At 66.2% G+C, this 9,350-nt stretch carries 9 protein-coding genes; 6 read left to right on the top strand and 3 right to left on the bottom strand.

Going from position 1 to position 9,350, the window contains the following annotated elements; all coding sequences use genetic code 11:
* Nucleotides 1–41: 41 nt before the first annotated feature.
* Entirely contained in the window at nt 42–1,439 is a 1,398-nt protein-coding gene (cysS, locus tag KH616_RS16280; RefSeq protein WP_292248107.1) for a cysteine--tRNA ligase, read from the bottom strand.
* Nucleotides 1,440–1,672: 233 nt separating this feature from the next.
* Between cysS and KH616_RS16275 the strand changes: the two genes are divergently transcribed.
* From KH616_RS16275 to KH616_RS16260, 4 genes are all read left to right on the top strand, one after another.
* Nucleotides 1,673–2,395 (top strand): tetratricopeptide repeat protein, encoded by a 723-nt coding sequence (locus tag KH616_RS16275; RefSeq protein ID WP_292248104.1) that lies wholly within the window; start codon nt 1,673–1,675, stop codon nt 2,393–2,395.
* Nucleotides 2,396–2,435: 40 nt separating this feature from the next.
* Complete coding sequence (locus KH616_RS16270; RefSeq protein WP_292248101.1) at nt 2,436–3,011, top strand: peptidylprolyl isomerase; 576 nt, start codon at nt 2,436–2,438, stop codon at nt 3,009–3,011.
* A gap of 88 nt (nt 3,012–3,099) precedes the next feature.
* Nucleotides 3,100–3,591, top strand: coding sequence for a peptidylprolyl isomerase (locus KH616_RS16265; RefSeq protein WP_292248098.1), 492 nt, complete (start codon nt 3,100–3,102; stop codon nt 3,589–3,591).
* 23 nt (nt 3,592–3,614) lie between these two features.
* Nucleotides 3,615–4,415 carry a UDP-2,3-diacylglucosamine diphosphatase gene (locus KH616_RS16260; protein ID WP_292248095.1) on the top strand — a complete coding sequence of 267 codons (801 nt, stop codon included), beginning with the start codon at nt 3,615–3,617 and terminating at the stop codon, nt 4,413–4,415.
* A gap of 28 nt (nt 4,416–4,443) precedes the next feature.
* Here the strand turns inward: KH616_RS16260 and cysE are convergent, their stop codons facing one another.
* Both cysE and KH616_RS16250 read right to left on the bottom strand, forming a co-directional pair.
* Complete coding sequence (cysE, locus tag KH616_RS16255) at nt 4,444–5,217, bottom strand: serine O-acetyltransferase (protein ID WP_292248093.1); 774 nt, start codon at nt 5,215–5,217, stop codon at nt 4,444–4,446.
* A gap of 166 nt (nt 5,218–5,383) precedes the next feature.
* Nucleotides 5,384–6,208 (bottom strand): RNA methyltransferase, encoded by an 825-nt coding sequence (locus tag KH616_RS16250; protein ID WP_292248090.1) that lies wholly within the window; start codon nt 6,206–6,208, stop codon nt 5,384–5,386.
* A gap of 271 nt (nt 6,209–6,479) precedes the next feature.
* On the opposite strand from KH616_RS16250, the gene KH616_RS16245 reads away from it, so the two are divergent.
* Both KH616_RS16245 and mutS read left to right on the top strand, forming a co-directional pair.
* Nucleotides 6,480–7,283, top strand: a complete 804-nt coding sequence (locus KH616_RS16245) for an inositol monophosphatase family protein (protein ID WP_292248087.1) — start codon at nt 6,480–6,482, stop codon at nt 7,281–7,283.
* 158 nt (nt 7,284–7,441) lie between these two features.
* On the top strand, nt 7,442–9,350 hold a 1,909-nt coding region (gene mutS / locus KH616_RS16240; RefSeq protein ID WP_292248085.1), incomplete at its 3' end, for a DNA mismatch repair protein MutS.

Raw genomic sequence — 9,350 nt, 5'->3', positions numbered from 1 at the left:
CTCCTACCCGGCGAATCGATCAATGGAAAGGCGCGGCGCGCTCATACGCGACGCCATTCGGTCGATCCACCCGGCTTGTCTTCAAGCGCGATACCCGCTTCGAGCAATGCCGCCCGAATCCGGTCCGCTTCGGCATAGTTCTTCGCCTGCTTCGCCGCGCCGCGCGCGGCGATCTGCGCGTCGATCTCGTCGGCCGACAGACCGCCTTCCTGCGCCGCGCCCGCTGCGTGCTGCAGGAACGCGCGCGGCTCCCGGCCGAGCAAGCCGAGCAGTCCGGCCAGTTGCTTCAGCTGGCGCGCGAGCGCCGCGTCGCGCGTGCGGTTCACTTCACCCGCCAGCTCGAACAGAACCGCGACCGCGACCGGCGTATTGAAGTCGTCGTTCATCGCGGCGGCGAAGCGCTGCGCGTGGGGTTCGTTCCAGTCGAGTGCGCCCGCATCCGGCGCGACGTCCTTCAGGGCGGTGTAAAGCCGTGTCAGCGACGCGCGCGCATCGTCGAGATGCACATCGCTGTAGTTGAGCGGTGACCGGTAATGCGTGCGCACGATGAAGAAGCGCACGACCTCGGCATCGTACTTCTCGAGCACTTCGCGAATCGTGAAGAAATTGCCGAGCGACTTCGACATCTTCTCGCTGTCGATCTGCACGAAGCCGTTGTGCATCCAGTAATTGACGAATGTCTGGCCGGTCGCGCCTTCGCTCTGCGCAATTTCGTTCTCGTGGTGCGGGAACTGCAGATCCTGACCGCCGCCGTGGATGTCGAAGTGATCGCCGAGCAGCGTGCAGCCCATCGCCGAGCATTCGATATGCCAGCCCGGACGCCCGGCGCCGTACTTCGAATCCCACGACGTGTCGGCCGGCTCCTCGGGCTTCGCGCGCTTCCACAGCACGAAATCCAGCGGATCTTCCTTCGCGTCGTTCGCGGCCACACGCTCGCCCGCGCGCAGGTCGTCGAGCGACTTGCCCGACAGCTTTCCGTAGTTCGCGAACTTGCGCACCGAGTAATTGACGTCGCCGTCCTTCGCCTGATAGGCGTAGCCGTTCGCCTCGAGCGTCTCGATCATCCCGAGCATCTGCGGGATGAACTGGGTCGCGCGCGGCTCGACGTCCGGACGCTCGACGCCGAGCGCATCGACATCCTCATGCATCGCGGCAATGAAGCGGTCGGTCAGCGACTTGATCGACTCGCCGTTTTCGACCGCGCTGCGGATGATCTTGTCGTCGATATCGGTTATGTTGCGCACATACGTGACTCGATAGCCGAGCGCGCGCAGCCAGCGCTGCACCAGGTCGAACACGACCATCATGCGCGCGTGGCCCACGTGACAATAGTCGTAGACGGTGATCCCGCATACGTACATCCGCACTTCGCCGGGCTGGCGCGGCACGAAAACTTGCTTGTCACGCGCGAGCGTGTTGTAGATGCGCAGTGATTCCATAGAGATGAACCGTGAGCCGAAGGAGACCGCCCTGGCGAAGCTCGCCCTGCATGCTAACCGGTCGGACCACCCGCTACGGCGGCGAGCCGTGTCCTCGATATCACATGGGGCGGTCAGGCTGCAAGCACAGCGGTGACGGCCACGAGAGGCAAAAGAAAGACTGTCTGCCGCTCGCCGGAACGCGCAGACGTTTTGTTAGAATGGCCCGGAGTATAACATTCCGATTTACGCCTATGAAATCTCCTCGCGGCCGCGCGCAAAGCGCAGCGACCCTCGTTGCGATCGCCGCCATGGGCGTCGCGCTGACGCTGCTGCCGGCCGCCGCGGCCCATGCGCAGCGGGCAGCGGCCCCCACCGACGGTACGCCCGGGATCGACGCGTCGATCGCCGGCAAGGACTGGAGCCAGGCGCTGTCGCAACTGGATGCGCGCATCGCCGCGAACCCGCGCGACGTGCAGGCGCAGTTCAAGCGCGGCACCGTGCTCGCCCGCCTGAACCGCGACGACGATGCGATCCGGCAGTTCGTCGAACTCACGCAGGCGTATCCCGAACTGCCCGAACCGTACAACAACCTCGCAGCGCTCTACGCCAAGCATGGCCGCTACGACGAGGCGCGCGCCGCGCTCGTCACCGCGACGCAGGCCAACCCGGGCTACACGCTCGCATACGAGAACCTCGGCGACCTGTACCTGCGCCTCGCGGCCGAATCGTACAAGCGCGCACAGTCGCTCGGCCGCACGAGCGGCCCGACCGCGCAGCGCCTCGCCGACCTGCAGAGGATCATCACGCCGCCCCAGCCGCCGGCAGGCTCCCGCGCCGCCGCGCCGTCGCCGCGCGCGCATACGGATCGCGCGGCCGCGAACGCATCGGCCACGACGCTGCCGCTGTCACCGACGTTCCAGTTCGGCGGGCCGTCCGGCCTGATGACGGCGCCCTACACTGCGCCATCGCGATAAGCGGCGCGCACGGCTTCACCCATCCAACCTGAGGATCGTCATGAAACGTCTGTTGCTGGCGCTTGGCAGCGCCGCCCTCCTCGCGAGCGCTCCGGCATTCTCGCAAACGGCCACTGCGCACCCCGTCGTGCAGTTGAAGACCTCGCAGGGCGACATCCGCGTCGAGCTGTATCCGGAGAAGGCGCCGAAGACGGTTGCCAACTTCCTCGATTACGTCAAGGCCGGCCAGTACAACGGCACGGTGTTCCACCGCGTGATCAAGGGCTTCATGATCCAGGGCGGCGGCTACAAGACCAACTTCGACGAGAAGCCGACTCGCGCGCCGATCCCGCTCGAGAGCAGGAACGGCCTGAAGAACGCGACGGGTACGATCGCGATGGCACGCACGAGCGACCCGAATTCGGCGACCGCGCAGTTCTTCATCAATACGGTCGACAATGCCGGCCTCGACTATCCGAATCCGGACGGCAACGGCTACGCGGTGTTCGGCAAGGTCGTGTCGGGCATGGATGTCGTCAAGAAGATCGAATCTGCACCGACCACGTCGCGCGGCCCGATGCGCGACGTGCCGGAACAGCAGATCGTCATCGAATCGGCCAGCGTCGTTTCGAAATAATTTCGGCCGGATCATTCCGGCGTCTCGCGCGGCCGCGTCGCACGACCGGCCGCGTGCCATTTAAACCGCGTCAACAGAGGAATTCATCATGGTTGAACTGCACACGAACCACGGCGTCATCAAGCTCGAACTCGACGCTGCAAAAGCGCCGAAGACGGTCGAGAACTTCCTGAATTACGTGAAGAAGGGCCACTACGACGGCACGGTGTTCCACCGCGTCATCAATGGCTTCATGATCCAGGGCGGCGGCTTCGAGCCGGGCCTGAAGCAGAAGCCGACCGACGCGCCGATCGACAACGAGGCGAACAACGGCCTGAAGAACGACACATACACGATCGCGATGGCGCGCACGAACGATCCGCACTCGGCGACCGCCCAGTTCTTCATCAACGTCAACGACAACGACTTCCTGAACCACTCGTCGCCGACGCCGCAAGGCTGGGGCTATGCGGTGTTCGGCAAGGTCGTCGAAGGCCAGGATGTCGTCGACAAGATCAAGGGCGTGAAGACGGGCAACATGGGCTTCCATCAGGATGTCCCGACCGACGACGTCGTGATCGAAAAGGCAGTCGTCGTCTGACGAACGGATACGGAGGCACTTCGATGTTGCAGGAAACGCCGCCGCGAAGCGTCTCCGCGGGTGTGCCTGGCGAGCGCGAGTACGCGCAGGCCGCCCGCCCGTTTCTGTTTCTGTCCGATCTGCACCTGAGCGAGGCGATCCCGAAGACGGTCGCCGCGTTCGAGCATTTCGTGCAATACACCGCGGATAGCGCCGATTCGGTGTTCATCCTCGGCGACCTGTTCGAATACTGGATCGGCGACGACATACTCGACGCCGATCCGTTCGCCAAGCGCATGGCCGGGCTGCTGCGCACGCTTCCCGAACGGGGCATCGCGCTCTACGTGATGCACGGCAACCGCGATTTCCTGCTGGGCAAACGCTTCATGAAGGCGGCCGGGGCGACCCTGCTGCCCGACCCGGCGCTCATCATGGCGTTCGGCCAGCGCATCGTGCTCGCACACGGTGACGCGCAATGCACGGCCGACCGCGGCTATCAGCGTTTCAGGTGCATCGCGCGCAACCGCGCCGCGCAGTGGCTGTTCCTCGCGTGCCCGTTCCGCTGGCGCCGCGCGCTCGCCGAGCGCATGCGCGCAAACAGCGAAGCCGGCCGGACACGCCCGCACTCCCCGATTTACGACGTCACGCGCGAAGGCGTTGCCGCGCTGTTCAAGCGCAGCCGCGCGAGCGTGATGATCCACGGCCACACGCACCGCCCCGCCCGCCATCTCGAGCCGGACGGCGTGCGCTGGGTGCTGCCGGACTGGGATCTCGATCACGGCACGCCGCGCGGCGGCTACCTGCGTGTCGATGCGGAAGGCATCCACGCCCTGCCGCTCGGCTGAACCGGCGGGCGCCACACTACGACACCGCTCAGGGCTGGCGCTCGACCGCCCTGCCCTCCAGCACCGCCGACAGGTGGTGCAGATCGAGACGTGCGGCATCGACGCCTTGCAGCGACTCCAGATGCGCGCCCAGCCGTTCGAGCGCCGCAACGATCTCGTCGACCCGCCGGCTTTCCTTCTCCGCGTGGTCGATCAACCCGTGAACCGCGAGCGACATCGGATCGTCGGCATTCGGCGTGATGCCGTACGCGGAGAACGTCGCACGCGCCGGCTCCGCCTTCGGCCGGGCCGGCATCACGATGCGCGCCGGGTTACCGACTGCGGTGCCGCCTGCCGGCACCGGCTTCACGACCACCGCGTTCGAGCCGATCTTCGCACCGGCGCCGATCGTGAATCCGCCAAGCACCTTCGCGCCCGCGCCAACGATCACGCCTGCCTCGAGCGTCGGATGACGTTTCGCCCCGCGCGTCAGCGACGTGCCGCCCAGCGTCACGCCTTGATAAATCGTGCAGTCGTCGCCAACGATCGCAGTCTCGCCGATCACGACGCCCATGCCGTGATCGAAGAATACGCGCCTGCCGATCGTCGCCCCCGGATGGATCTCGATGCCGGTCAGGAAGCGGCCGAGCTGCGATACGAAACGTCCGATCCAGAAGCGCTTCGCGCGCCAGCATGCATGTGCGACTCGATGCAGCACGAGCGCGTGCAGCCCTGGATAGCAGGTCAGGACTTCCCAGGCGCTGCGAGCGGCGGGGTCGCGCTCGCGAATCGTCGCAACGTCTTCGCGCAGTCTCGTGAACATGATCTGATCCGGGAGGAATGACCGGCGCACATCGCCGGCGCTGGCCGGCCCTTATCGCGCCGGCTGCATTGCTTATGATGTCCGGCGATTGTAGGTCGAGCCGCACACGCCCGCACGACGCCGCCCCTTCACCCCGCCGCCGGTGCGGGTATTCGGTCGCTGCCCGCTATGCGCCACCTTCCGGCGGGCGGGATTTCAGCAGGATATGCTTCGCGATGCCGCGCAGAATATTCACCTCCTCGCGCTCCAGTCCGGTGCGCGCGAACAGGCGCCGCAGCCTCGGCATCAGCTTCTTCGGATTGCGCGGATCGAGAAAATCGAGCGCAATCAACGCATTCTCGAGGTGCACGTACATCCGTTCGATCTCATCGCTCTGCGCGAGCATGCCCGTCTCCTCCCGCTGCGGCACGCCGGCCTCCTCGATGAACGCGATGCGCAGCTCGTATGCGAGCACCTGCACCGCCTGCGCGAGATTCAGCGAACTGTAGGCGGGATTGGCCGGGATATGGGCGAGCGCGTTGCACAATTCGACGTGCTCGTTCGACAGCCCGGTCCGCTCGTTGCCGAACACGAGTGCAATGTCACCCGCGCCGACCTGCCGGCACGCCTCGCCGGCCGCCGCCCGCGGCGCGAGGCGCGGCGGCCCGTATTCGCGCGAGCGCGCGGTCAGCGCGATCGACCAGTGCACGCCGGACAGTGCATCGCCGAGCGTCAGCACGACGTGCGCGGACGCCAGGACGTCGTCCGCGCCGCTCGCCATCGCGATCGCCTCCGGATCGCTTTGCACGTGCGGCACGCGCGGCGCGACCAGCACGAGCCGCGAGAACCCCATCGTCTTCAACGCGCGCGCGGCCGCGCCGACATTGCCGGGATGGCTCGGCTCGACGAGCACGAAGCGGGTGGATGTAAAGCCGCCGCGGAGCGGCCCGGACGACTGAGGTGCGCTTGCGGCGGACAGCGCAGCGGGTTTCTGCAAGTATTTCAACACCATACGACTCGATTCACCAGAATGGCGGTATGGTATCGCCAACGCCCCCACAAACCTACCCGTCCGGACGGCCAGTGGGGTTTCCCCGCATTTCCTCTGTAATGAATCGGCGAAAGTCGGGTAAAATCATGCCCTTACCGCGTCGCGGCTTACCGCACGCGAGTCGTTCTTTGTCAATTCGCGTCTCATCTCGCCGAAGCGCGCTCGCGCCGTTTCGGTCGGGTTGTTCCACTTTCGTGGCGGCCATTTGCCGCCGGCTACAGGATCCAGGCTCATGCATCCCATGCTCAATATCGCTGTCAAGGCTGCGCGCCGCGCCGGACAGATCATCAATCGCGCCTCGCTCGATCTCGACCTGATCGAGATCCGCAAGAAGCAGCACAACGATTTCGTCACCGAAGTGGACAAGGCCGCGGAAGACGCGATCATCGAGACGCTGAAGAACGCCTACCCCGATCACGCGATCCTCGCCGAAGAGTCGGGCGAATCGGACAACCAGTCCGAATTCCAGTGGATCATCGATCCGCTCGACGGCACGACCAACTTCATCCACGGCTTCCCGTACTACTGCGTGTCGATCGCGCTCGCGCACAAGGGCGTCGTGACGCAGGCAGTCGTCTACGATCCCAACAACAACGACCTGTTTACCGCGACACGTGGTCGCGGCGCCTACCTGAACGACCGCCGGATCCGCGTCGGCCGCCGCGACCGTCTCACGGACGCGCTGATCGGCACCGGCTTCCCGTTCCGCGAAAAGGACGGCCTCGACGCCTACGTGCGCCTCTTCGCCGAAATGACGCAGGCATGCACGAGCCTGCGCCGTCCGGGCGCGGCTGCGCTCGATCTCGCGAACGTCGCGGCGGGGCGTCTCGACGGCTTCTTCGAGCAAGGCGTCAGCATCTGGGATGTCGCGGCAGGCAGCCTGCTGATCACCGAGGCGGGCGGCCTCGTCGGCAACTACACCGGCGATGCCGACTTTCTCGATCGCCGTGAAATCGTCGCGGCGAACCCGAAGATCTACGCGCAGATGATCCCGATCCTGAGCCGTTACAGCCACGTTCAGCCGGCTGCGGAATAACGCCGCCGCGTATTGCCAGACGGCCCGTGTCCGCCCCGCGCGGCCCGGGCCGTCGCCGTTTCCGGGCCGTCGCGCCATATTGGCCGTCCGGCCGGCTTCCGGTCCGCTCCCGACGCGGTAAACTCACCTCCAATTTCGGACACGCACACATTCGCACGATGGCCATTCAGACCGACGACGCACTCTCCGCCGGGCTCGCTCAGCACACGCCGATGATGCAGCAGTACCTGCGCATCAAGGCCGACCATCCCGACACGCTCGTCTTCTACCGAATGGGCGACTTCTACGAGCTGTTCTTCGAGGACGCCGAAAAAGCCGCCCGCCTGCTCGACCTGACGCTCACGCAACGCGGCGCGTCGGCCGGCAATCCGATCAAGATGGCCGGCGTGCCGCACCATGCGGTCGAGCAGTACCTGGCAAAGCTCGTCAAGATGGGCGAATCGGTCGCGCTCTGCGAGCAGATCGGCGACCCGGCAACCTCGAAGGGCCCGGTCGAACGCAAGGTGGTGCGTGTCGTGACACCGGGCACGCTGACGGATGCCGCGCTGCTGTCCGACAAGAGCGACGTCTACCTGCTCGCGATGTGCACCGGACACAACAAGCGCGGCGTCGCGGTCAATATCGGCCTGGCCTGGCTGAACCTCGCCAGCGGCGCGTTGCGGCTTGCCGAAATCGCCCCCGACCAGCTCGGCGCAGCGCTCGAGCGCATCCGCCCCGCCGAAATCCTGAGCGCCGACGCGGCCGACGACACCGTACCGCCCGGCGCCGGCGCATTCAGGCGCGTCCCGGCATGGCACTTCGACATCGCATCGGGCACGCAGCGCCTGTGCGACCAGCTTGACGTCGCGAGCCTCGAAGGCTTCGGTGCCCACTCGCTGACCAGCGCGTGCGGCGCGGCCGGCGCGCTGCTGCTGTACGCGGCGGCCACGCAGGGCCAGCAACTGCGGCACGTGCGCAGCCTGAAGGTCGAGAATGAAACCGAATACATCGGCCTCGATCCGGCTACACGCCGCAATCTCGAACTGACCGAAACGCTGCGCGGCACCGAATCGCCGACGCTGTACTCGCTGCTCGACACCTGCTGCACGACGATGGGAAGCCGCCTGCTGCGTCACTGGCTGCATCATACGCCGCGCGCATCGGTCTCCGCGCAATCGCGCCAGCAGGCAATCGGCGCACTCCTCGACGCGCCTGCGAATGCGAGCCTCGACGCCCTGCGCAGCGCACTTCGGCAGATCGCCGACGTCGAACGGATCACCGGTCGCCTCGCGTTGCTGTCCGCACGTCCGCGCGACTTGTCGAGCCTGCGCGACACGTTCGCCACGCTGCCGGCGCTGCGCGAGCGCATCAGCACGATCGTCGGCGCCGCTGACGCGCTCGCCCGCCTCGACGCCGCGCTCGTGCCGCCCGCGGAGTGCCTCGATCTGCTGACGCATGCGATTGCGGCGGAGCCCGCCGCGATGGTGCGCGACGGCGGCGTCATCGCCCGCGGCTACGACGCGGAGCTCGATGAACTGCGCGACATTTCGGAGAACTGCGGGCAGTTCCTGATCGATCTCGAAGCGCGCGAGCGCACGCGCACCGGCATCGCGAACCTACGCGTCGAATACAACAAGGTTCACGGCTTCTATATCGAGGTCACGCGCGGGCAGACCGACAAGGTGCCCGACGATTACCGCCGCCGCCAGACGCTGAAGAATGCCGAGCGCTACATCACACCCGAACTGAAGACGTTCGAGGACAAGGCGCTGTCGGCGCAGGAGCGCGCGCTCGCACGCGAACGCGCGCTATACGACGCACTCCTGCAGTCGTTGCTGCCGTTCATCCCCGAATGCCAGCGTGTCGCGTCGGCACTCGCCGAACTGGACGTGCTCGCCGCATTCGCGGAGCGCGCGCGCTCGCTCGACTGGGTCGCACCGGAATTTTCCGACGATATCGGCATCGTGATCGAGCAAGGCCGCCACCCGGTCGTCGAAGCGCAGGTCGAGCAGTTCATCGCGAACGATTGCACGCTGACCGCCGACCGCAAGCTGCTGCTGATTACCGGCCCGAACATGGGCGGTAAGT

Origin of the sequence: Burkholderia sp. (assembly GCF_018375725.1) — a bacterium.
Lineage (GTDB): Bacteria > Pseudomonadota > Gammaproteobacteria > Burkholderiales > Burkholderiaceae > Burkholderia.
The sequence above is the reverse complement of the archived record's forward strand: the minus strand, read 5'-3'. Positions and strand labels throughout refer to the sequence as shown.

Excerpts from the sequence above, each read along its gene's own strand:
- cysS (WP_292248107.1), bottom strand. The coding sequence starts at position 1,439 with ATGGAATCACTGCGCATCTACAACACGCTCGCGCGTGACAAGCAAGTT.
- KH616_RS16275 (WP_292248104.1), top strand. The coding sequence starts at position 1,673 with ATGAAATCTCCTCGCGGCCGCGCGCAAAGCGCAGCGACCCTCGTTGCG.
- KH616_RS16270 (WP_292248101.1), top strand. The coding sequence starts at position 2,436 with ATGAAACGTCTGTTGCTGGCGCTTGGCAGCGCCGCCCTCCTCGCGAGC.
- KH616_RS16265 (WP_292248098.1), top strand. The coding sequence starts at position 3,100 with ATGGTTGAACTGCACACGAACCACGGCGTCATCAAGCTCGAACTCGAC.
- KH616_RS16260 (WP_292248095.1), top strand. The coding sequence starts at position 3,615 with ATGTTGCAGGAAACGCCGCCGCGAAGCGTCTCCGCGGGTGTGCCTGGC.
- cysE (WP_292248093.1), bottom strand. The coding sequence starts at position 5,217 with ATGTTCACGAGACTGCGCGAAGACGTTGCGACGATTCGCGAGCGCGAC.
- KH616_RS16250 (WP_292248090.1), bottom strand. The coding sequence starts at position 6,208 with ATGGTGTTGAAATACTTGCAGAAACCCGCTGCGCTGTCCGCCGCAAGC.
- KH616_RS16245 (WP_292248087.1), top strand. The coding sequence starts at position 6,480 with ATGCATCCCATGCTCAATATCGCTGTCAAGGCTGCGCGCCGCGCCGGA.